The 21,889-nt window shown below is 68.5% G+C and carries 23 protein-coding genes; 13 read left to right on the top strand and 10 right to left on the bottom strand.

The features are described from left to right. Positions 1-156 precede the first annotated feature (156 nt). The 6 genes from lpdA to DRV85_RS13950 form a co-directional block, all read right to left on the bottom strand. Positions 157-1,545 carry a dihydrolipoyl dehydrogenase gene (gene lpdA, locus DRV85_RS13975; RefSeq protein ID WP_113290087.1) on the bottom strand — a complete coding sequence of 463 codons (1,389 nt, stop codon included), beginning with the start codon at positions 1,543-1,545 and terminating at the stop codon, positions 157-159. A 91-nt stretch (positions 1,546-1,636) separates the two neighbouring features. Then, positions 1,637-2,026, bottom strand: a complete 390-nt coding sequence (locus DRV85_RS13970; RefSeq protein ID WP_113290086.1) for an MAPEG family protein — start codon at positions 2,024-2,026, stop codon at positions 1,637-1,639. Between the two features lie 82 nt (positions 2,027-2,108). Then, positions 2,109-3,665 (bottom strand): 2-oxoglutarate dehydrogenase complex dihydrolipoyllysine-residue succinyltransferase, encoded by a 1,557-nt coding sequence (gene odhB, locus DRV85_RS13965; protein WP_113290085.1) that lies wholly within the window; start codon positions 3,663-3,665, stop codon positions 2,109-2,111. A 5-nt stretch (positions 3,666-3,670) separates the two neighbouring features. Next, positions 3,671-6,631, bottom strand: coding sequence for a 2-oxoglutarate dehydrogenase E1 component (locus tag DRV85_RS13960; RefSeq protein ID WP_113290084.1), 2,961 nt, complete (start codon positions 6,629-6,631; stop codon positions 3,671-3,673). Further along, positions 6,628-7,158 (bottom strand): DUF805 domain-containing protein, encoded by a 531-nt coding sequence (locus tag DRV85_RS13955; RefSeq protein ID WP_113290083.1) that lies wholly within the window; start codon positions 7,156-7,158, stop codon positions 6,628-6,630. Before DRV85_RS13955 ends, DRV85_RS13960 begins: the two co-directional genes overlap by 4 nt. After that, positions 7,155-7,682 carry a DUF805 domain-containing protein gene (locus DRV85_RS13950; protein WP_113290082.1) on the bottom strand — a complete coding sequence of 176 codons (528 nt, stop codon included), beginning with the start codon at positions 7,680-7,682 and terminating at the stop codon, positions 7,155-7,157. The genes DRV85_RS13955 and DRV85_RS13950 overlap by 4 nt, the downstream gene beginning before the upstream one ends. Before the next feature lie 110 nt (positions 7,683-7,792). Between DRV85_RS13950 and DRV85_RS13945 the strand changes: the two genes are divergently transcribed. Beyond that, complete coding sequence (locus tag DRV85_RS13945) at positions 7,793-8,701, top strand: hypothetical protein (protein WP_113290081.1); 909 nt, start codon at positions 7,793-7,795, stop codon at positions 8,699-8,701. Positions 8,702-8,802: 101 nt separating this feature from the next. Here the strand turns inward: DRV85_RS13945 and sucD are convergent, their stop codons facing one another. Continuing rightward, positions 8,803-9,684 (bottom strand): succinate--CoA ligase subunit alpha, encoded by an 882-nt coding sequence (gene sucD / locus DRV85_RS13940; RefSeq protein WP_113290080.1) that lies wholly within the window; start codon positions 9,682-9,684, stop codon positions 8,803-8,805. Between the two features lie 4 nt (positions 9,685-9,688). Beyond that, entirely contained in the window at positions 9,689-10,882 is a 1,194-nt protein-coding gene (gene sucC / locus DRV85_RS13935) for an ADP-forming succinate--CoA ligase subunit beta (protein ID WP_113290079.1), read from the bottom strand. Between the two features lie 199 nt (positions 10,883-11,081). Between sucC and DRV85_RS13930 the strand changes: the two genes are divergently transcribed. Further along, positions 11,082-12,155, top strand: a complete 1,074-nt coding sequence (locus DRV85_RS13930) for a glycosyltransferase family 2 protein (RefSeq protein ID WP_113290078.1) — start codon at positions 11,082-11,084, stop codon at positions 12,153-12,155. 32 nt (positions 12,156-12,187) lie between these two features. Here the strand turns inward: DRV85_RS13930 and mdh are convergent, their stop codons facing one another. After that, a complete protein-coding gene (mdh, locus tag DRV85_RS13925) occupies positions 12,188-13,150 on the bottom strand; it encodes a malate dehydrogenase (protein ID WP_113290077.1) in 963 nt (320 codons plus the stop codon). Between the two features lie 149 nt (positions 13,151-13,299). Between mdh and DRV85_RS13920 the strand changes: the two genes are divergently transcribed. Then, on the top strand, positions 13,300-14,046 hold the full coding sequence (locus DRV85_RS13920) for a sulfite exporter TauE/SafE family protein (RefSeq protein ID WP_420820925.1): 747 nt from the start codon (positions 13,300-13,302) through the stop codon (positions 14,044-14,046). A gap of 75 nt (positions 14,047-14,121) precedes the next feature. Here DRV85_RS13920 and DRV85_RS19210 read toward each other — a convergent pair whose 3' ends face one another. Next, positions 14,122-14,277: a hypothetical protein gene (locus DRV85_RS19210; protein ID WP_158540158.1), complete on the bottom strand. Its 156-nt coding sequence runs from the start codon at positions 14,275-14,277 to the stop codon at positions 14,122-14,124. 177 nt (positions 14,278-14,454) lie between these two features. Between DRV85_RS19210 and DRV85_RS13915 the strand changes: the two genes are divergently transcribed. From DRV85_RS13915 to DRV85_RS13870, 10 genes are all read left to right on the top strand, one after another. Beyond that, positions 14,455-15,312 (top strand): HpcH/HpaI aldolase/citrate lyase family protein, encoded by an 858-nt coding sequence (locus tag DRV85_RS13915; RefSeq protein ID WP_113290075.1) that lies wholly within the window; start codon positions 14,455-14,457, stop codon positions 15,310-15,312. Positions 15,313-15,357: 45 nt separating this feature from the next. Next, on the top strand, positions 15,358-15,903 hold the full coding sequence (locus tag DRV85_RS13910; protein WP_113290104.1) for an NnrU family protein: 546 nt from the start codon (positions 15,358-15,360) through the stop codon (positions 15,901-15,903). A gap of 5 nt (positions 15,904-15,908) precedes the next feature. Beyond that, entirely contained in the window at positions 15,909-16,112 is a 204-nt protein-coding gene (locus tag DRV85_RS13905) for a DUF1737 domain-containing protein (RefSeq protein ID WP_113290103.1), read from the top strand. A 1-nt stretch (position 16,113) separates the two neighbouring features. Further along, positions 16,114-17,166, top strand: a complete 1,053-nt coding sequence (locus DRV85_RS13900) for a MaoC family dehydratase (RefSeq protein ID WP_113290074.1) — start codon at positions 16,114-16,116, stop codon at positions 17,164-17,166. 66 nt (positions 17,167-17,232) lie between these two features. Next, positions 17,233-17,640, top strand: coding sequence for a hypothetical protein (locus DRV85_RS13895; RefSeq protein ID WP_113290073.1), 408 nt, complete (start codon positions 17,233-17,235; stop codon positions 17,638-17,640). A 57-nt stretch (positions 17,641-17,697) separates the two neighbouring features. Further along, complete coding sequence (locus DRV85_RS13890) at positions 17,698-18,354, top strand: DUF1194 domain-containing protein (protein ID WP_420820923.1); 657 nt, start codon at positions 17,698-17,700, stop codon at positions 18,352-18,354. Between the two features lie 150 nt (positions 18,355-18,504). Continuing rightward, positions 18,505-18,888 (top strand): succinate dehydrogenase, cytochrome b556 subunit, encoded by a 384-nt coding sequence (gene sdhC / locus DRV85_RS13885; RefSeq protein WP_113290071.1) that lies wholly within the window; start codon positions 18,505-18,507, stop codon positions 18,886-18,888. 11 nt (positions 18,889-18,899) lie between these two features. Continuing rightward, positions 18,900-19,271 carry a succinate dehydrogenase, hydrophobic membrane anchor protein gene (gene sdhD / locus DRV85_RS13880; protein ID WP_113290070.1) on the top strand — a complete coding sequence of 124 codons (372 nt, stop codon included), beginning with the start codon at positions 18,900-18,902 and terminating at the stop codon, positions 19,269-19,271. Between the two features lie 18 nt (positions 19,272-19,289). Beyond that, positions 19,290-21,095, top strand: coding sequence for a succinate dehydrogenase flavoprotein subunit (gene sdhA / locus DRV85_RS13875; protein WP_113290069.1), 1,806 nt, complete (start codon positions 19,290-19,292; stop codon positions 21,093-21,095). 13 nt (positions 21,096-21,108) lie between these two features. Beyond that, positions 21,109-21,888, top strand: coding sequence for a succinate dehydrogenase iron-sulfur subunit (locus tag DRV85_RS13870; protein ID WP_113290068.1), 780 nt, complete (start codon positions 21,109-21,111; stop codon positions 21,886-21,888). Position 21,889: the final 1 nt, after the last annotated feature.

Here is a 21,889-nt window from a genome sequence, read left to right as displayed (position 1 = left end):
GCCCAATGTCCCGGCCCACTCGCTGCAAGACGTGACAGGCGCAAAGCGCACTTGCGAGCCTGAATGGCAAGGGGATCGGAGCGCGAAAGCGGCCGCGCCCCGTGATCGGGTAGCTGTCGACGCGCTGTCAGCGGCGCTGGCAGGACCGGGCCACCATCACGCGTGGATCGGGCCGTCGCCGCAGGCGAGCGCGGCCTCGCGCACAGCCTCGGAATAGGTCGGATGCGCGTGGCAGGTGAGCGCCAGATCCTCTGCCGAGGCGCCGAACTCCATCGCCACGCAGATCTCGTGGATCAAATCGCCCGCCGAGGGGCCCACGATATGCGCGCCGAGGATGCGGTCGGTCTCCTTGTCGGCGAGGATCTTGACGAAGCCGTCGGCCGCGAAATTGGCCTTGGCCCGCCCGTTGCCCATGAACATGAACTTGCCTGCCTTGTAGGCGCGGCCGGCCTCCTTCAGCGTCTCCTCGGTCTCGCCCACGGCGGCGACCTCGGGGTGGGTGTAGATGACCGACGGGATCACGCCGTAGTTCACATGCCCCGCCTTGCCCGCGATCACCTCGGCCACTGCCATGCCCTCGTCCTCGGCCTTGTGGGCGAGCATCGGGCCCGCGATGGCGTCGCCGATGGCGTAGACGCCCTCGACGTTGGTCTGCCAGTGCGCATCGGTCTTGACCTGACCGCGCTCGGTGGTCTCGACGCCCAGCTTGTCGAGGCCCAGCCCCTCGGTGAAGGGGCGCCGCCCGGTGGAGACGAGCACGACATCTGCGTCGAGCGTGGCGTCGCTGTCGTCCTTGCGCAGCTTGTAGTGCACCTTGGCCTTGGTCTTGAGCGTCTCGACCGACTGCACCGCCGCGCCCATGACGAAGGAGAGTCCCTGCTTCTTGAGGATGCGCTGGAAGCTCTTCTGCACCTCGCCGTCCATGCCCGGCGTGATGTGGTCGAGGTATTCGATCACCGTGACCTCGGTGCCGAGGCGGGCGTAGACCGAGCCGAGCTCAAGGCCGATCACCCCGCCGCCGATCACCGCCATCTTCTTAGGGATCTTGCCCAGTTCCAGCGCGCCGGTGGAGGTGACCACGGTCTTTTCGTCGATCTCGACGCCCGGAAGGCCCGAGGCCTCGGAGCCGGTGGCGATGATGATGTGTTTCGCTTCGTGCGTCTCGTCGCCGACCCTGACCTTGCCGGCCTGTGGGATCGAGCCCCAGCCCTTGAGCCAGTCGATCTTGTTCTTCTTGAACAGGAACTCGACGCCCTTCGTGTTCGTGGCGATCGTCTCGTCCTTGTAGGCCAGCATCGCCTTCCAGTCGACCTTGGGCGCGCCGACCTTGAGGCCCATCTTCTCGAAGTTGTGCTGCGCCTCGTGCAGCTGGTGCGAGGCGTGCAGCAGCGCCTTCGAGGGGATGCAGCCCACGTTGAGGCAGGTGCCGCCCAGCCTCTCGCGGCCCTCCACGCAGGCGGTCCTGAGCCCAAGCTGCGCGCAGCGGATGGCGGCCACGTAGCCGCCGGGGCCGGAGCCGATCACGATCACGTCGTAGGAGGCCATTCGGTCTGTCCTTTCTGTTGGGCGGGGGAGGGGGGCGCTGCCCCCCTCGGCCTTCGGCCTCACCCCCCGGGATATTTCAGCCAAGAAGAAGTCACAGGAGCGCCGCGAGCACCATGGCGAGGGTGGCCAGGAACCCAACCGCCCAGATGAGCGACCGCCAGGGCACCCAGCCGAAGAGGTAGGCGGGCACGTAGAGGATGCGCGCGGCGAGGTAGGTCCAGGCCATCGCGGCGGTGAGGGCGCTGGCCTTGCCGGAGGCCGTGACGACCAGCACGGCGGCGGTGAAGAGGATCAGCCCCTCGAAGTGGTTCTCCATCGCGCGCTTGGCGCGGCCCGCGCGGCCCGGGAGCGGGATGGGCTCGTCGCGCGGTTTCAGCGCGGCCCGCGTGCCGGCGGCCTTCTGGCCCAGGATCGAATAGATCGAGAGCTGCACGGCCTGCAGCAGCACGGCGAGGGCGAGGGCGGTGAGTTCGGGGGTCATGGGGCGATCCCGCATCTGTCCCTGTGCTGGGGCGGCGCATCGGCGCGCGCCGCCGCGTAGGGTGCGCCGTTCCGGCGCACCGCTACAGATCCATAAGCAGGCGCCGCGGGTCCTCGAGCGCCTCCTTCACGCGCACGAGGAAGGTGACCGCGCCCTTGCCGTCGACGATGCGGTGGTCGTAGCTGAGCGCCAGATACATCATCGGGCGCACCACGATCTCGCCCTTCACCACGACGGGACGGTCCTGAATCTTGTGCATCCCGAGGATGCCGGACTGGGGCGGGTTGAGGATGGGCGAGGACATCAGCGAGCCGTAGACGCCGCCGTTGGAGATGGTGAAGGTGCCGCCCTGCATCTCTGCCATCGAGAGCTTGCCGTCGCGGGCGCGCTTCGCCTTCTCGGCCATCTCCTTTTCCAGTTCGGCGAAGGACTTGGCGTCGGCGTCGCGGATCACCGGGACGACGAGGCCCTGCGGCGTGCCGGTGGCGATGCCCATGTGCACGAAGTTCTTGTAGACGATGTCGGTGCCGTCGATCTCGGCGTTGACCTCGGGCACTTCCTTGAGCGCATGGGCGCAGGCCTTTGTGAAGAAGGACATGAAGCCCAGCCGCACGCCGTGCTTCTTCTCGAAGAGGTCCTTGTATTCGGAGCGCAGCTCCATCACCGCCTTCATGTCCACCTCGTTGTAGGTGGTCAGCATGGCGGCGGTGTTCTGCGCGTCCTTGAGCCGGCGCGCGATGGTCTGGCGCAGGCGGGTCATCTTGACCCGTTCCTCGCGGCTCGCATCCTCGGCCGGCACGGGGGCGCGCGGCGCGGGGGCGGGTTCCGGCGCGGGGGCCCTGGCGGCGGTGCCGGCGGCCACGGCCCTGGCCACGTCCTCCTTCATCACGCGGCCGTCGCGGCCCGAGCCCTGCACCTGGTCGCGCGCGAGGCCGGCCTCGGCCATCGCCTTCTTCGCGGCCGGCGCATCCTCGACGTCGCCGCGCCCGGTCTCGCGGGCGGGGGCCTCGGGTTTCGGTTCCGCCTCGGCCTCTTGCTCCGGCGCCTCGCTGGCGGGCGCGGCGCCTTCGCCGCTCTTGAGCACGGCGAGCCTCCCGCCGGCCTCCACGGTCGCGCCCTCGTCGGCCAGGATTTCCGAGAGCATGCCGGCGGCGGGCGCGGGCACCTCGACCGAGACCTTGTCGGTTTCGAGCTCGCAGAGCATCTCGTCGGCCTCGACGGTGTCGCCCACCGCCTTGAACCAGGTCGAGACGGTGGCCTCGCTCACGCTTTCACCCAGCGCGGGGACCATCACGTCGACCTCCTTGCCGTCCTCGGTGGGTGCCTTGCCCTCCGACGGCGCCTTGCCGCTCTCCTGCGTGGTCGAGGGGCGCGGTTCGGGCGTGGCGGAGCCGGCTTCGCCCGCTTCGGCGATATTGGCCAGGAGGGCGTCGACGCCGACGCTCGCGCCTTCCTCGGCCACGATGTCGGAGAGCACGCCCGAGGCGGGGGCGGGCACCTCGACCGTGACCTTGTCGGTCTCCAGTTCGCAGAGCATCTCGTCCTCGGCGACGCTGTCGCCCGGCTTCTTGAACCAGGTGGCGACGGTCGCCTCGGTGACGCTTTCGCCCAGGGTGGGCACGCGGACTTCGACTGTCATTCCCGTTATCCTTCGATCGTGAGCGCCTGATCGACCAGCGCTTCCTGCTGTTTCTTGTGGGTCGAGGCGAGACCCGTGGCGGGCGAGGCCGAGGCCGGCCGGCCAATGTAGCGCGGCCGGCCGTGCGCGGCCCCGATGCGGCCCAGTACCCATTCCAGGTTGGGTTCCATGAAGGTCCAGCCGCCCTGGTTCTTGGGCTCTTCCTGACACCAGATCATCTCGGCCTGCTTGAAGCGTTCGAGTTCCTTGACCACCGAATGGGCGGGGAAGGGATAGAACTGCTCGACGCGGAGCAGGTAGATGTCGTCGATGCCGCGGCGGTCACGCTCCTCCAGAAGGTCGAAGTAGACCTTGCCCGAGCACATCACGACACGGCGGATTTCGCCGTCGGGCTTCAGCTCCGTTTCGGAATGGCCCTTTTCGGCGTCGTCCCAGAGCACGCGGTGGAAGGAGGAGCCGGTGAGGAAATCCTCCTTGTCCGAGATCGCGAGCTTGTGGCGCAGCAGCGACTTGGGCGTCATCAGGATGAGCGGTTTGCGGAAGCTGCGGTGGATCTGCCGGCGCAGGATGTGGAAATAGTTGGCCGGCGTCGTGCAATTGGCAACAATCCAGTTGTCCTGCCCGCATTGTTGCAGGAACCGCTCAAGCCGCGCCGAGCTGTGCTCGGGGCCCTGGCCCTCGAAGCCGTGCGGGAGCAGGCAGACGAGGCCCGACATGCGCAGCCATTTCGACTCGCCCGAGCTGATGAACTGGTCGAACATGATCTGGCCGCCGTTGGCGAAATCGCCGAACTGCGCCTCCCACATCACCAGCGCGTTGGGCTCGGCGAGGCTGTAGCCGTATTCGAAGCCCAGCACCGCGTATTCCGAGAGCATCGAGTCGATCGCCTCGTAGCGGGCCTGGCCCTCGCGGATATGGTTGAGCGGGAAGTGGCGCTCTTCGGTGTTCTGGTCGATGAAGGCCGAGTGCCGCTGCGAGAAGGTGCCGCGCACCGAATCCTGCCCCGACAGGCGCACCGGGTAGCCCTCGGTCAGCAGCGAGCCGAAGGCGAGCGCCTCGGCGGTCGCCCAGTCAAAGCCGCGGCCCGTCTCGAACATCCTGGCGCGCGCCTCGACCAGCCGGCCCACGGTCCGGTGCAGGTTGAAGCCGTCCGGCACGCGGATGATCGCCTCGCCCACCCGGGTCAGCGTCTCTTCGGAGATCGCCGTCTCGCCGCGCTGGTAGTTCTCCCCCTCGCGGTCGAGATGGCTCCATCGCCCGTCGAGCCAGTCGGCCTTGTTGGGCTTGTAGGTCTTGCCGGCCTCGAACTCGTCGTTGAGGAAGGACTGGAACTGCGCTTTCATGTCCTCGACCTCGCCCTCGGGGATGAGGTCGTCCTTCACCAGCCGCTCGGTGTAGAGGCTGAGCGTCGTCTTGTGGCTCTTGATCGCCTTGTACATGAGCGGATTGGTGAACATGGGCTCGTCGCCCTCGTTGTGACCGAACCGCCGGTAGCAGAAGATGTCGATGACCACGTCCTTGCCGAACTTCTGGCGGAACTCGGTGGCCACCTTGGCGGCGTGCACCACCGCCTCGGGGTCGTCGCCGTTGACGTGGAAGATCGGCGCCTCGACCATCAGCGCGATGTCTGTCGGGTAGGGGCTCGACCGGCTGAAGTGCGGCGCGGTGGTGAAGCCGATCTGGTTGTTCACGATCAGGTGGATGGTGCCGCCGGTGCGGTGCCCCTTCAGCCCCGAGAGGCCGAAGCATTCCGCGACCACGCCCTGGCCCGCGAAGGCCGCATCGCCGTGCAGCAGCACAGGCAGAACCGCGCGGCGTTCCTCGTCGTGATGCTGGTCCTGCTTGGCGCGCGCCTTGCCGAGCACGACCGGGTTCACCGCCTCGAGGTGGCTGGGGTTCGCCGTCAGCGACAGGTGGACAGAGTTGCCGTCGAAGGTCCGGTCGCTCGAGGCGCCGAGGTGGTACTTCACGTCACCCGATCCATCCACGTCCTCGGGCTTGAAGCTGCCCCCCTGGAATTCGTGGAAGATCGCGCGGTAGGGCTTGCCCATCACGTTGGCCAGAACCGACAGTCGCCCGCGGTGGGGCATGCCGATCACGATCTCCTTCACGCCCAGCGCGCCGCCGCGCTTGATGATCTGCTCCATCGCGGGGATCAGGCTTTCGCCACCGTCGAGGCCGAAGCGCTTGGTGCCCATGTACTTGACATGGAGGAACTTCTCGAAACCCTCGGCCTCGACCATCTTCTTGAGGATGGCGCGCCGGCCCTCGCGGGTGAACTTGACCTCCTTGCCGTAGCCCTCGATGCGCTCCTTCAGCCAGGCGGACTGCTCGGGATCGGAAATGTGCATGAACTGCAGCGCGAAGGTGCCGCAGTAGGTGCGCTTCACCAGGTCCAGGATCTGCCGGAGCGAGGCGACTTCGAGCCCCAGCACGTTGTCGATGAAGATCGGCCGGTCCATGTCGGCCTCGGTGAAGCCGTAGGACTTGGGGTCGAGCTCGGGGTGCTCGGTCTGTTCGCGCAGGCCGAGAGGGTCCAGGTCGGCCGCGAGATGGCCGCGGATGCGGTAGGCGCGGATCAGCATGAGCGCGCGCACCGAGTCGAGCACCGCGCGCTTGACCTGCTCGTCGGTGACCTTCACGCCGTGCGCCTCGGCCTTGTCGCGGATCTTCTCGCCCGCGGCCCTGGCCTCGGGCGCGACCTCGGGCCATTGCAGGTCGAGCGCATGGGTGAGCTCGTCGGCCGGCTGGGGCGGCCAGTCGCGCCGAGCCCAGGACGGCCCTTCCGCCTCGCGCCGGACCTCTTGCCCCGGGTCGCCCAGCTCGCGGAAGAAGGCGGCCCAGGCCTCGTCCACCGCGGAAGGATCCTCCGCGTAGCGGGCGTAGAGCTGTTCCAGATACTCGGCGTTGTGCCCCTGCATGAAGCTCGAGGCCTTGAAGATGTCGTTGGGGCTTTGCTCGGTCATTGCGCTTGCTCCAGGGGGTTGGGGCCGAAGCGGTTCGGCCCGGGCTCGGACGGGCGGGTGAGCCACCAGATCACGAGAAGAGGCGAGAGGAAGAAGACGATCGAGGCGAGGCCGAGGATCAGCGTCGCGGCATTGTCGAAGATCGCGCCCGGCCCGCCCGTCAGCAGAGGATCGAGCCCCTCGGCGAAGGCGGCGAAGGTGCCGATGCCCACCATCACGATCAGCGGATAGATCAGGTGCAGCCCGGAGCGCCCGCTGTCGTGCATCCGCCGCCAGCCGGCCGCCAGGATCGGCAGGATCATGGCGAGCGAAAAGACCCCCGACAGCACCGAGGGCGACTGGTATTCGACCACCCCGGGGGCCACGCGGACCGGCTCGTAGCCGAAGAGCGCGCCGTCGAGCAGGCTGAGCGCGATGGAGCCCAGCACCACGAAGAGAGCGAACCACCAGTATTCGGGGCGCGAGGCGCGGCCCGAGAAGGTCGCGTAGTTTCGCAGGCAGGTTCTGACCGCCGTGCCGAAGCTCATGCGCGCGCGTCTCCCTTCGGCCGGACGGGCGGCTCGGGGCCGTATTCGTTGCGCCCCTTCTGCGTGGGCCGCGTGAGCCACCACAGGATGAGAAGCGAGGCCACGAGTTGGGCCACCAGCAGCACGGCCACCAGCGCCAGGCCCGCACCCAGACCCGGGCCGATCGTCTCCGGGCTGCCCATGGCGAGGAAGGCGGCCATCTCGAATCCCAGCAGGAAAAGCACCGCGAGCGAGATAAGCATCGGGATGAGCAGATACCATCCCGGCCGCCCCGTGTCGTGCATCCGCCGCCAGCCCGCCGCCAGCAGCGGCAGGAACATCGCGAGGCTCCAGAGCGGGCTCACGATCTGCGTCTCGGGTTCGTCCGCGCTGCCGAAGCCGAAGAGCGCTCCGTCGATCAGGCTGGCCACGATGCCGCCCAGCATCACGAAGAGGAAGAACCACCAGTATTCCGGCCGCCGCGCCCGGCCCGAGAAGGTGGCGTAGCGCTTCAGGCAACGGCGGACGGCCTCGGCGAATGTCATGCGGCCTCCTGTCTAGCCGCGGCAGCTGCAGTCGCCGTCGGCTGCCACCGCGCATTGCGCCAGGCACCGCGCAAAGATACCGTCGCTCGCCGAAGGCATCGGAGACCGGAATGGACGGCAAGGATTATCTCATCATTCTCGGCGCTCCTAAATGCGGCACGACGAGCCTTACGGCATGGATGGCCGGCTGGCCCGACACCGCCGTCGCCCGCGGCAAGGAGACGCTTTTCTTCACCGACTACACTGAGCGGCGCTGGACCGGACCCGGTGCCGACCATGCCAGCCATGACGGCGGCACCGAGGCCGGCTTCCGCGGCCGCTTCGATCATGCGCCAGACGCGGGCCTTCGAGTCGAGGCCTCGACGGACAACCTGTCCTGCCCCCAGACCCCCGGCCGGATCGCTGATTTCGCGGCGCGCAGCGATGTAGGACGCGTACGCCTTGTGGCCGTGCTGCGCGATCCGGTGGAGCGGATCGTCTCGGAGTTCGAGCACACGCTGCGCTACGGCTGGCAGCGCCCGAACCTTCTGCGCTCGCTGAAACTGGAAGACCGCCGCCGCCGTGCGATGGCCCACCCTCTCTTCTGGCACGTTTACCGCACCCGCTACCATTCCCAGCTCGCGCCCTTCCGTGCGGCCTTCGGCGCGGACCTGCTCATCCTCGACTATCACCGCTTGACCGAGCCGGACGAACTGCAGCGCCTCGCTCGTTTCGCCGGTCGCGACAGTGCGGGAATGTCCACGAAGCTCGAACGGCGCAACGCGCGCAGGGTCCATGCCCGCCCTCAGATGGAGGCGGTGCTGCGCGAGGGCGCGCTGGTCACGGCGGCGCGTCGGCTTTTTCCGGCCGGCCTGCGCCAGCGCCTGCGAGCGCTTGCCCTTGGCCAGCCGCAGGACCGCTACACGCCGAACCGGCGTGAACGGGCCTTCATTCTCGACCGTCTCGCCACCGAGATCGACGGCTGCGTGAAGGACCCCGAAATCAGGACGGACCGCTGGACCTCGCTCCATGAGGAGTAAGGCGCCATCCGCTCCGGTGCTGGCGTTCGCGCAGCCTGTCACGATTCCTCTCCTCCACCTAGGCTGGACACGGCGAGCGCTGCATCTGGCCGGCACGCTTCTCAGCCGATGGCCTTCAGCACCGCCTCGCCCAGCCCCGCGGGGCTGTCGGCGACGGTGATGCCGGCCGATTTCATCGCCTCGATCTTGTCGTCGGCGCCGCCCTTGCCGCCCGCGACGATGGCGCCCGCATGGCCCATGCGGCGGCCCGGGGGCGCGGTGCGGCCGGCGATGAAGCCCGCGGTGGGCTTCCAGCGGCCCTTCTTCTTCTCGGCGGCGAGGAATTCAGCCGCGTCCTCCTCGGCCGAGCCGCCGATCTCGCCGATCATGATGATCGCTTCCGTCTCGTCGTCGTCGAGGAACCACTCGAGCACGTCGATATGCTCCGTCCCCTTGATCGGGTCGCCGCCGATGCCCACGCAGGTGGACTGGCCGAGCCCGACGTCGGTGGTCTGCTTGACGGCCTCGTAGGTCAGGGTGCCCGAGCGGCTGACGACGCCCACCTTGCCGCGCTTGTGGATGTGGCCGGGCATGATGCCGATCTTGCAGGCGTCCGGCGTGATGACGCCGGGGCAGTTGGGGCCGATCAGCGTGGTCTTCGACCCCTCCAGCGCGCGCTTGACCTTCATCATGTCGAGCACCGGGATCCCTTCGGTGATGCAGACCACCAGCGGGATCTCGGCGTCGATGGCCTCGAGGATCGAGTCCGCCGCGAAGGGCGGGGGCACGTAGATGACGGAAGCGTTGGCCCCGGTCTGCTGCACCGCCTCGTGGCAGGAGTTGAAGACCGGCAGGCCGAGGTGCTCCTGCCCGCCCTTTCCGGGCGTCACGCCGCCCACCATCTTCGTGCCGTAGGCGATCGCCTGCTCGGAGTGAAAGGTGCCCTGCGAGCCGGTGAAGCCCTGGCAGATGACCTTGGTTTCTTTGTCGACGAGGACTGCCATTTCGTTATCCCTTCACCGCCTTCACGATCTTCTGCGCCGCGTCCGACAGATCATCTGCCGCGATCACGTTAAGGCCCGATTGCGCGATGATCTCCTTGCCCTTCTCGACGTTGGTGCCCTCGAGCCGCACGACCAGCGGCACTTTTAGCCCCACGTCCTTGACCGCGGCGATCACGCCCTCGGCGATGATGTCGCAGCGCATGATGCCCCCGAAGATGTTGACGAGGATGCCCTTCACGTTGTCGTCCGAGGTGATGATCTTGAAGGCCTCGGTCACCTTCTCCTTGGTGGCGCCGCCGCCCACGTCGAGGAAGTTGGCGGGCTCCGCGCCGTAGAGCTTGATGATGTCCATCGTCGCCATGGCGAGGCCCGCGCCGTTGACCATGCAGCCGATCTCGCCGTCGAGCGCGATGTAGTTCAGGTCATACTTGGACGCCGCGAGTTCCTTGGGGTCTTCCTCGGACTCGTCGCGCAGGGCGGCGATGTCGGCGTGCCGGTAGAGCGCGTTCGAATCGAAGCCCATCTTGGCGTCGAGGCACTTGAGATCCCCCTCGTCGGTAACGATCAGCGGGTTGATCTCCAGCATGTCCATGTCCTTGTCCACGAACAGCCGGTAGAGCGTGCCCATCAGGCTGACGCACTGCTTCACCTGCTTGCCCTCCAGACCCAGCGCGAAGGCGATGCGGCGGCCGTGGAACGGCTGATACCCCGTCACGGGATCGACGGAGAAGGACAGGATCCTGTCGGGCGTGCTGGCCGCCACCTCCTCGATATCGACGCCGCCCTCCGTCGAGCAGACGTAGGAGATGCGGCTCGTCACCCGGTCCACCAGCAGCGCGAGGTAGAGCTCGCGCGCGATGCCCGAGCCGTCCTCGATGTAGATGCGGCCCACTTCCTTGCCCGCGGGCCCCGTCTGATGCGTCACCAGCGTGCGGCCCAGCATGCGCCGCGCCTCTTCCGCGGCTTCCTCGACCGACTTGGCCAGCCGGACGCCGCCCTTCTCGCCGGCGCCGGCTTCCTTGAAGTGGCCCTTGCCGCGGCCGCCTGCGTGGATCTGCGCCTTGACGACCCAGAGCGGCCCGTCGAGTTCGCCCGCCGCGGTCTTGGCCTCTTCGGCGCGCATCACGACGCGCCCGTCGCTCACCGGCGCGCCGTAGTCGCGCAGCAGCGCCTTGGCCTGGTATTCGTGGATGTTCATCGCTCACTGTCCCGTCTTGTGCGCGGTCTCATCCCGCCTATACGGTCCGTGCCGGGCCCGAAAAGGGGTTTCCGCCCGCGGAGCGGCATTTGTGGCGCATTTCGGCCTTTTGTGATCACGCCAGAAAATCGTGTGATCACATAGCGGCCAATGCGCGAGGCTCGGTCCGAGGGAGCCGGGCGACAGGACAGGGAGGCGCATGCGACCGCAACGGCTCATCCGACACGGCGGGCCGGATCCCGATCCGGAAGCGACGCCCGTCGTGGCCCTCGCCCACAACGAGGCCAACATCCTGCCGGCCTTTCTGGCGCACTACCGCTCGATCTGCCGGCCGGCCTTCCTGATCGTGGACGACCGCTCGGACGACGGCACCGCCGAGCTTCTCGCGGGTGAGGCGGACGTGACCGTCTTCCGCCCGGTCGAGGGCTCGACCTACGCCGAGCACAAGGCGTTCTGGCGCAGCGAGTTGCTCGACGGCCACGGCGCGGACAAATGGTGCCTGGTGCCCGATCTCGACGAGCATTTCGTCTTCCCCGGCATGGGGCGGCGGAGCCTTGGCGACTACACCGCGGCGCTCGACCGCGAGGGCGCGCAGGCGGTGGTGACGCTGATGCTGGATCTCTACGCGGACCGCCCGCTGGCCGAGCATGTCTTCGACCCGGCCGACGGCGTCAGCCTGACCGAGGCCTTTCCCTTCTTCGACGGACCGGGTGAGGCGATGCCGGGCTACATCATGCGCCCGATCACGGCGGCCACGCGCCGGCGCTATCCCACGCCGCCGGTCGAGCTGCGCGGCGGCGCGCGCGAGCGGCTCTTCGGGCAGGCGGCGGCCCCCGGCCCGCTGGCGCGCATGCTCCTGCGCCAGGTCTTCTCGCCCGGCGGGCCGGTGAACGCCGGCCCGGCGCAGGCGCTGTTGCGGCGGCTGGCGCGTCCCCTGGCCGGCGCCGCGCTGCGCCGCGAGCTGAACACCACGAAGCTTGGGCTGATCCGCTGGAGGCGGGGGATGCGCTTCAACGGCGGCGCGCACAAGCTCGATCGCGCGATTCCCTGCTCCGAGAGCATCGCGGTCTTTCTGCACTATCCCTTCACGCGGGGCCGCGAGGGTCTGGCGTATATTGCCGCGCGCGGCCAGCACGCCGGCGGCGCGGGCCATTACGCGCAGATGCTGGAGCGCGAGAAGGTGCTCGCGCGGTCGCCCGTGTTCGAGGGCAGCCGCCGCTACACGGGGCCGGAGTCTCTCTCCGGGCTGATGCGCGACATTCCGGGCGGGTAGGGGCCGTGCCGGGCACGGCCCCCGCGGGATCGTCAGGCGAGGGTTTCGTCGATGCCCTTGCAGGCGGTGACGAGGCCGCGCACCGACTCGACCGAATTGTCGAACATCTTCTGCTCGTCCTTGTTGAGCTTGATGTCCACGATCCGCTCGATGCCGCCCGCGCCGATTACGGTGGGCACGCCGACGTAGAGACCGTCGAGACCGTATTCCCCGTCGCACCAGGCCGCGCAGGGCAGGAGGCGCTTCTGGTCCTTGAGATAGGCCTCGGCCATCTCGATCGCGCTCGTGGCGGGCGCGTAGTAGGCCGAGCCCGATTTCAGCAGGCCCACGATCTCGGCGCCGCCGTCGCGGGTGCGCTGCACGATGGCGTCGAGCTTGTCCTGCGTCGTCCAGCCCATCTGCACCAGGTCGGGCAGCGGGATGCCCGCGACCGTCGAGTAGCGCGTCAGCGGCACCATCGTGTCGCCGTGCCCGCCGAGGACGAAGGCGGTCACGTCCTTCATCGACACGTTGAACTCGAGGCTCAGGAAGTGCCGGAAGCGCGCGCTGTCCAGCACACCGGCCATGCCGCAGACTTTCTCGTGCGGCAGGCCCGAGAACTCCCTGAGCGCCCAGACCATCGCGTCGAGCGGATTGGTGATGCAGATGACGAAGGCGCCGGGCGCGTGCTCCTTGATGCCCTCGCCCACGGCCTTCATCACCTTGAGGTTGACGCCGAGCAGATCGTCGCGGCTCATCCCCGGCTTGCGCGGGACGCCTGCGGTGACGATGCAGACGTCGGCGCCCGCGATATCTGCGTAGTCCTGCGTGCCCTTCAGCGCGGCGTCGAAGCCTTCCGACGGGCCGGACTCGGCGATGTCGAGCGCCTTGCCCTGCGGCAGGCCCTCGGCGATGTCGAAGAGCACGACGTCGCCCAGCTCCTTCATCGCCGCGAGATGGGCGAGCGTGCCGCCGATCTGCCCCGCGCCGATCAGCGCGATCCTGGGTCTGGCCATGAGACTGTCACTCCGCTCCGGTTGAGATCGGCGCATGGCCTAGAGCTTCGGACCCGCCGGCGCAAGAGCGCGCCGCACGGCTTGTCGCTGGCGACCGTGCCGGCCGCGCGCTAAGCCTGCGGCACAAGGAAGGAATCCGGCCGATGCAGATGGACGCGCAGATCTTCGCGCTGGCCGCCGTGGCGGTGGCCTTCGCGGGCGTGTCGAAGGGCGGCTTCGGCTCGGGCGCGGCCTTCGCCTCGGCGGCGATTCTGGCGCTCGTCATGCCGCCGGGACAGGCGCTTGGCATCATGCTGCCGCTGCTGATGCTCATCGACCTCGCCACCCTGCGCCCCTACTGGCGGCGCTGGGACTGGCAGGCGGGGCGGCTCCTGATCCTCGGCGCGCTGCCGGGGGTGGGCCTGGGCGTGGCGCTCTGGCGGGTGGCCGACGACGACATGATCCGCCTGCTGATCGGGGCGATCGCGCTCGCCTTCGTCGGCTGGCGGCTGGCGCAGGCGCGCGGGCTGATCCGTCCGGCTTCGCGGCGGCTGGGCGCGGGCTGGGGTCTGGCGGCCGGGCTCGCGGCCGGCTTCACCAGTTTCGTCAGCCACGCCGGCGGGCCGCCCGCGGCGGTCTATCTGCTCTCCGGGCGGCCGGACAAGACGACCTATCAGGCGACGACGGTGCTGATCTTCTGGATCGTCAATATCGCCAAGGCGGTGCCCTATGCGGTGCTCGGGATCTTTACCGCCGAGACGCTGATCGCCAACCTGGCGCTTGCCCCCTTCGCGCTGCTGGGCGCCTGGGCGGGCGTGAAGGCGCATTTCCTCGTGCCCGAGCGCGCCTTCTTCGCGCTAACCTATCTGCTGCTGACTCTGACGGGCGCCAAGCTCGTCTGGGACGCGCTGACCTGACGGTCGCACCCCTTGGGGCGGGGGGTGGCGGTGCGAGGGGACCTCGCACCCTACAGGCGGGTGCCTGGGCCCGCCTCATGCCGGGGCGCCTGTGCCTTCCACCGCCGAATCGCAGACCGCCGTCGGCGCCGACGGCGGCCCGGCCGGCCGGGTTTCGGCCATCCCGGCCGAGGTCGCCGCAGCGAGCGCGATCAGCCCGAGGCCCATGGCGTGGATGACCAGGTCTTTCATGCGCAGTCCTCCATCTGCCTTTGTATACGGGGGCGTACCGTGGCCGGCCGTGGTTGCCGAAGCGTTGCCGGGCCGTGCGCCGCCCGCCTGCCCGCAATGCTGCGACTGCAAAAGGGGCTTGAACCCCAGGCGCGAACATGGCCCATAGGCGCGCAACTTTGTTGCGGAGGAGAGGTCATGGACGAACGATCGCGCCCGTATCGCTCGGTGCTCTACATTCCCGGCTCCAAGGAGCGCGCGCTGGAGAAGGCGCGCGGCCTGCCCGTGGACGCGATCATCTTCGACCTTGAGGACGCGGTGGCGCCCGACACCAAGCAGGAGGCGCGCGAGACCCTGCGCAAGGAGCTCGACGCCGGTGGCTACGGCAAGAAGGCGCGTCTGGTGCGGGTCAACGGGCTGGACACGGAGTGGGGCGCCGCGGACATCACCGCGATGCAGGGCGCGGATTTCGACGGGCTCCTGCTGCCCAAGGTCTCCGGGCCGGGCGACCTCGACCGCGCGGCGGAGCTCATGGGCGACGACACGCCGCTCTGGGCGATGATGGAGACGCCGCGCGGCATCCTCAACGCGCCCGCCATCGCCGCGCATCCGCGGCTTGCGGGCTTCGTGGCGGGCACCAACGACCTTGCCAAGGAACTGGGCTGCGCCATGCGCGCCGACCGGCTGCCGATGCTCTACGCGCTGGAGGCCATGCTGATGGCCGCGCGGGCCGAAGGGAAGGTCTCCGTCGATGGCGTCTTCAACCACTTCCGCGACGAGGACGGGCTGAGGGCGGAATGCGAGCAGGGCCGCGACCTGGGCTTCGACGGCAAGACGCTGATCCATCCCGCGCAGGTCGCCACGGCCAACGCGATCTTTGCCCCCGCGGCCGAGGACATCGAGCTCGCCCGCCGCCAGATCGAGGCCTTCGACGAGGCGCAGGCGCGCGGCGAGGGCGTGGCCGTGGTGGACGGCCGAATCGTCGAGAATCTGCATGTCGAGACCGCGCGCCGCACGCTGGCCAAGGCAGAGGCCATTGCGGCGCTCGCCCATTGATCTAGGGTAGCGCCCGGACGGGGCAGGGAGAGACTGGCGATGGCACTGACGGTTCTGATCCTGGGCGTGCTGCTGTGGAGCGGCGCGCATCTGTTCAAGCGCGTGGCGCCCGACGCGCGGGCGCGAATGGGCGATACGGCCAAGGGCCTGGTCGCGGTGCTGGTGCTGCTCTCGATCGTGCTGATGTGGTGGGGCTACCGCAATGCCGACGCGGGCTTCTGGTGGGGGCGGCACCCGGCGACGGTGGGGATCAACAACCTGCTCAACCTGCTCGCCGTCTATCTCTTCGCCGCCTCCGGCATGAAGACGCGGATCACCGCCTACATCCGCCACCCGCAGCTCACCGCGATCAAGGCCTGGGCCGTGGGGCACCTGATCGTCAACGGCGATCTGCCCTCGCTCATCCTCTTCGGCGGCCTGCTGGCCTGGGCGGTGGTCGAGGTCATCCTGATCAACCGGCAGACCGCGCATCCCGCGCCGCCGCCGCGCGCCTCGACGGGCAAGGAGATCGGCGCCGTGGTGGGCACGCTGGTGGTCTATGGCCTGATCGCCTGGGTCCACTACTGGTTCGGCTATCCGGCCTTCGGGTGATCTTCATGCGCCTTTACCGTTTTCTCACCGCCGACGACACCAGCGCCTTCTGCCACAAGGTGACCGCCGCGCTGAACGCGGGCTGGGAGCTCTACGGCGATCCGACCTATGCCTATGACACCGGCAACGGCGTGATGCGCTGCGGGCAGGCGGTGGTGAAGGAGGTGGCGGGCGAGTATCACCCCGACCTCAAGCTGGGAGAGCTCTGAGATGCCCAAGGACAAGACGCCGCGCGTCAAGACGAACCCCGGCCGCTTCTTCGAGGACTACACGGTGGGGGAGGTGATCCCCCACGCCGTGCCGCGCACGATCTCGGGCGGCGAGCGGGCGCTCTACCACGCGCTCTACCCGGCGCGGCACGCGCTCTATTCCTCGGACGAGTTCGCGCGGGTCTGCGGCCTGCCGGCGAGCCCGGTGGACGACCTGATGGCCTTTCACGTGGTCTTCGGCAAGTCGGTGCCCGACATCTCGCTCAACGCGGTGGCGAACCTCGGCTACGCCGAGGCGCGCTGGCTGCGGCCCGTCTATGCGGGCGACACGCTGCGCGCCTCGTCCGAGGTGATCGGGCTCAAGCAGAACAGTTCCGGCAAGACCGGCGTCGTCTACGTGCGCACCACTGGCTTCAACCAGCACGGGCTGCCGGTGATGGAGTTCAAGCGCTGGGTCATGGTGCGCAAGCGCGACCCGGAGGCCCCGGCGCCCGAGGCGGTGGTGCCCGACCTCGCGCCGCATGTCGCGGCGGAGGATCTGGTGATTCCCGCGGGGCTCGATTTCACGCAATACGACTTCGGCCTCGCGGGCGAGCCGCATCGCCTGTCGGACTACGAGGTGGGCGAGGTGATCGACCACGTGGACGGCGTCACGCTGGAAGAGGCCGAGCACATGATGGCCACGCGCCTGTGGCAGAACACCTCCAAGACGCATTTCGACGCCACCCCGCGCGCCGACGGCAAGCGGCTGATCTACGGCGGGCACGTCATCAGCATGGCGCGCGCGCTGTCGTTCAATGGCCTCGCCAACGCGCAGATGATCGCGGGCATCAACGCGGGCGCGCACGCCAACCCCTGCTTCGCCGGCGACACCGTGCGCGCCTGGTCCGAAGTGCTGGACAAGGCAGAGACCCGCGCGCCCGGCGTGGGCGCGATCCGGCTGCGGCTCGTGGCGACCAAGGGCGGCGAGCCCTTCACGCTGAAGGGCGAGGACGGCAAGTACTTGCCGCATGTCCTGCTCGACCTCGATTACTGGGCGCTCATGCCGGTCTGACGGGCGTGCTCCGTTCTTTCGCGTTTTCGTGCTACCCTCTTTCGTATTCAGGGGAAGGGGGCAGCGATGCAGATCACGGCAGCGCTTTTCGGACTGGCTGCGCTGGGGCTGGCCGCGCTGGCGGCGAAGTATCTCTTCGGCCCGGCGCCGGCCGACTATCACCGGCAGATCCTGTCGCATGACGGCATGGACGACATCGCGCCGGTGCGGCACCTCTTTCGCGCGCTCTACGTCATCATCGGCGCGGCATTCCTGTCGGTCGCGCTGGGTGTGGGCGCGCTCGCCGCGGGGCCGGTGCTGGCCGGCTCGGCGCAGGCGGCGGCGATCGCCACCGGCATGGCCCTCGTGGCGGGCGTGCCGGCCGGCGTCGTCGCGTGGCAGGCGGAGCGCCGGACCGGCGTGCGCACGCCCTGGCGCCCGGCGGCCGTGCTGACAGGCCTCGTCGTTCTGGGCGGCGTGCTCGCGGCAATGTAGGGGCCGCGGCGCGCAGGCGACGTGCTATGGTGAGGCATGCGCGCGGTTTTCGCACTCTTGCTCGCTGGTCTCCTGTCGCGTCCGGCACCTGTCGCGGCCTGCGATCTGGCCCTCCTGCTCGCCGTCGATGTCTCGGGGTCGGTGGACGAGGACGACTGGCGCATCCAGCGCGACGGGCTGGCGGCGGCGCTGCGCGACGGGCTGGTGGCCGAGGCGCTGGTGCGCGCCGAGGCGCACGTCGCCTTGATGCAGTGGACCGGCACCGGCCGGCAGCGCGTGACCATGCCCTGGACCCGCATCGCGGATTTCGCGGCCGCCGATGCCCTGGCCGAACGGGTGGCGCGCGAGGCGCGGATCTGGCGCAACTTCTCCACCGCGGTCGGCGAGGCGCTGGAGGTCGGGCTTTCCGAGATGGCGCAGGTCCACGAGTGCCGGCGCAAGGTGATCGACGTCTCCGGCGACGGGCGCTCGAACGAAGGCGTCCCGCCCGCCGAGATCCGTTCGCGCCTCGCCGCGGCGGGAATAACGGTCAACGCCCTGGTGATCGAGGGCGACGAGCCGGAGCTGACGGCCTGGTACTGGGAAAACGTGATCACTGGCGAGGGCGCCTTCGTCGTGACCGCGAACGGCTTCGAGGAATACCCCGAACGCATCCGTCAAAAACTGATCCGCGAGACGGTCCGGCAGATCTCGGAGCTGGAAGCGTCACCTTGAGCCTGATGTGATCACAGCTGCGAAATGTGTGATCACGAAATCGGGGAAAACTGGCCGTGCCGCGAAAAATCCGCGCGGTTCACCGCACTCGACGGGTGACAGCGCCGCCAAATGCGCTATCACCGTGGCCGGAGACCGAAAGGACATGCCATGGCAGACGTCAACAGAGGCAACCGCCCGCTCTCGCCCCATCTTCAGGTGTATCGCCCGCAGCTCACCTCGGTGACCTCGATCTTCGTGCGAATCACCGGCAACGGCCTGATCGTGGGCGCGCTCATGGTCGTGTGGTGGCTGCTCGCCGCGGCGACGGGCCCCGAGCATTTCGCCACCGCCGACGCGGTTCTGCGCAGCTGGTTCGGCGACATCGTGCTCTTCCTGTCGCTCTGGGCGCTCTGGTATCACAGTCTCGGCGGCATCCGGCACCTGATCTGGGATTCGGGCCGCGGGCTCGATCTGAAGTCCAGCTACACAATGGGCTACATCATGATCGGCGGCTCGGTGCTGCTGACGATCTTCACCGTTCTCGTGATCTGAGGGAGAGGCTGATGCGCATTCTCACCGCCCGCAAACGTGCCGAGGGACTGGGCGCCGCCAAGTCCGGCACCGAGCATCACTGGAGCATGATCGTCTCCTCCGCGGCGCTGATCGGGCTGATCCCCGCCTTCGTCTTCACCTTCGGGCAGGCGCTGGGCGGCACCCATGAAGAGGTGATCGCCTACTATCAGCGGCCTTTCCCGGCGATCGTGGCGATCCTGACCTTCCTCGTGGGCTTCATCCATTTCCGCGGCGGTGTTCAGACCATGATCGAGGACTACGTGCATGGCACGCGGCAGAAGGTGCTGATCGTGCTGGCGATCTGCCTCGCCTACGCCGCCGCCGCGACCGGCATCTTCGCCGTTGCGAAGATCGCCCTCTGAAAGGACCGGAGACCGAGCATGGCCGCATACGAATACGAAACGCATGTCTACGACGTGGTCGTGGTGGGCGCCGGGGGATCGGGCCTGCGCGCGACGCTGGGCATGGCCGAGCAGGGCCTGCGCACCGCCTGCGTCACCAAGGTCTTTCCGACCCGGTCGCACACCGTGGCGGCGCAGGGCGGCATCGCCGCCTCCCTCGGCAACATGGGCCCCGACCACTGGCAGTGGCACATGTACGACACGGTGAAGGGCTCCGACTGGCTGGGCGACGTGGACGCGATGGAATACCTCGCCCGTGAGGCGCCGAAGGCGGTCTACGAGCTCGAGCACTACGGCGTGCCCTTCTCGCGCACCGAACAGGGCAAGATCTATCAGCGGCCCTTCGGCGGGCACACCACCGAGTTCGGCGAGGGGCCGCCCGTGCAGCGCACCTGCGCCGCCGCCGACCGCACGGGTCATGCGATCCTGCACACGCTCTACGGCCAGAGCCTCAAGCAGAAGGCCGAGTTCTTCATCGAGTATTTCGCCATCGACCTGCTGATGAGCGACGACGGCCGCTGCGAGGGCGTGCTGTGCTGGCGGCTGGACGACGGCACCATGCATGTCTTCGCCGCGAAGATGGTGGTGCTGGCGACCGGCGGCTACGGCCGCGCCTATTTCTCGGCGACCTCGGCGCATACCTGCACCGGCGACGGCGGCGGCATGATCGCCCGCGCCGGCCTGCCGCTGCAGGACATGGAATTCGTTCAGTTCCACCCCACCGGCATCTACGGCTCGGGCTGCCTCATCACCGAGGGCGCCCGCGGCGAGGGCGGCTATCTCACGAACTCCGAGGGCGAGCGCTTCATGGAGCGCTACGCGCCCACCTACAAGGATCTCGCCTCCCGCGACGTGGTCAGCCGCTGCATGACCATAGAGATCCGCGAGGGCCGGGGCGTGGGGCCGAACAAGGACCACATCCACCTGCACCTCAACCACCTGCCGCCCGAGACGCTGGCCGAGCGGCTGCCGGGAATCTCGGAGTCCGCGCGCATCTTCGCCGGCGTTGACGTCACCAAGGAGCCGATCCCGGTTCTGCCCACGGTGCACTACAACATGGGCGGCATCCCGACGAACTACTGGGGCGAGGTGCTGAACCCGACCGCGGACGACCCGGACGCGATCGCGCCCGGCCTCATGGCCGTGGGCGAGGCCGGCTGCGCCAGCGTGCACGGGGCGAACCGTCTGGGCTCCAACTCGCTCATCGATCTGGTGGTCTTCGGCCGCGCCGCCGCCATCCGGGCGAGCGAGGTCGTCGAGAAGGGCACGCCGGTGCCGGTGCCCAAGGCCTCGGCGATCGAGGAGGCGCTGGACCGCTTCGACGGGCTGCGTCACGCCAAGGGCGGCACGCCCACGGCGGAACTGCGCCTCGAGATGCAGAAGACCATGCAGGAGGACGCGGCCGTCTTCCGCACGGAAGAGACGTTGAAGCAGGGCCTCGACAAGATGACCGCGATCGCCGGCAAGCTCGACGATCTCTCCGTCACCGACCGTTCGCTGATCTGGAACTCGGACCTGATGGAGACGCTGGAGCTGACCAACCTGATGCCCAACGCGCTGGCGACCATCGCGAGCGCCGAGGCGCGCAAGGAAAGCCGCGGCGCGCATGCCCACGAGGACTTCCCCGAGCGCGACGACCAGGAATGGCGCAAGCACACCCTCGCCTGGGTGGAAGGCAGCGACTTCCGCCTCGACTACCGCCCGGTCCATCTGAACCCGCTTATGGGCCACAACGAGGGCGGCATCGACCTGAAGCGCATCGCGCCCAAGGCGCGGGTCTACTGAGGAGGCGACCGAGATGGTTCAGTTCACCCTGCCGAAGAACTCCAAGATCCGCACCGGCAAGACCTGGCCGAAGCCGGAGGGCGCGACCAACCTGCGCAAGTTCCAGATCTATCGCTGGAACCCGGACGACGGCGAGAACCCGCGCGTCGACACCTACTGGGTGGACATGGACGACTGCGGGCCGATGGTTCTGGACGCGCTGATCAAGATCAAGAACGAGATCGACCCCACGCTCACCTTCCGCCGCTCCTGCCGCGAGGGGATCTGCGGCTCCTGCGCGATGAACATCGACGGGATCAACACGCTGGCCTGCATCTACGGCATGGACGAGATCAAGGGCGACGTGAAGATCTATCCGCTGCCGCACATGCCGGTGGTCAAGGATCTGATTCCCGACCTCACCCACTTCTACGCCCAGCACGAGGCGGTGATGCCCTGGCTGGAGACGAAGTCGAACACGCCGGCCACGGAATGGCGCCAGTCGATCGAGGACCGCGAGAAGCTCGACGGGCTCTACGAATGCGTGATGTGCGCCTGCTGCTCGACGGCCTGCCCCTCCTACTGGTGGAACGGCGACCGCTACCTCGGGCCCGCGGCGCTGCTGCACGCCTACCGCTGGATCATCGACAGCCGCGACGAGGCGACCGGAGAGCGGCTGGACGACCTCGAGGACCCGTTCAAGCTCTACCGCTGCCACACCATCATGAACTGCGCCAAGACCTGCCCCAAGGGGCTGAACCCGGCAAAGGCGATCGCCAACATCAAGAAGATGATGGTCGAACGCGCGGTCTAGG

Source organism: Rhodosalinus halophilus, from assembly GCF_003298775.1.
GTDB lineage: Bacteria > Pseudomonadota > Alphaproteobacteria > Rhodobacterales > Rhodobacteraceae > Rhodosalinus > Rhodosalinus halophilus.
Note: the sequence above shows the minus strand (reverse complement) of the source record. Positions and strands in the feature narration are given on the sequence as shown.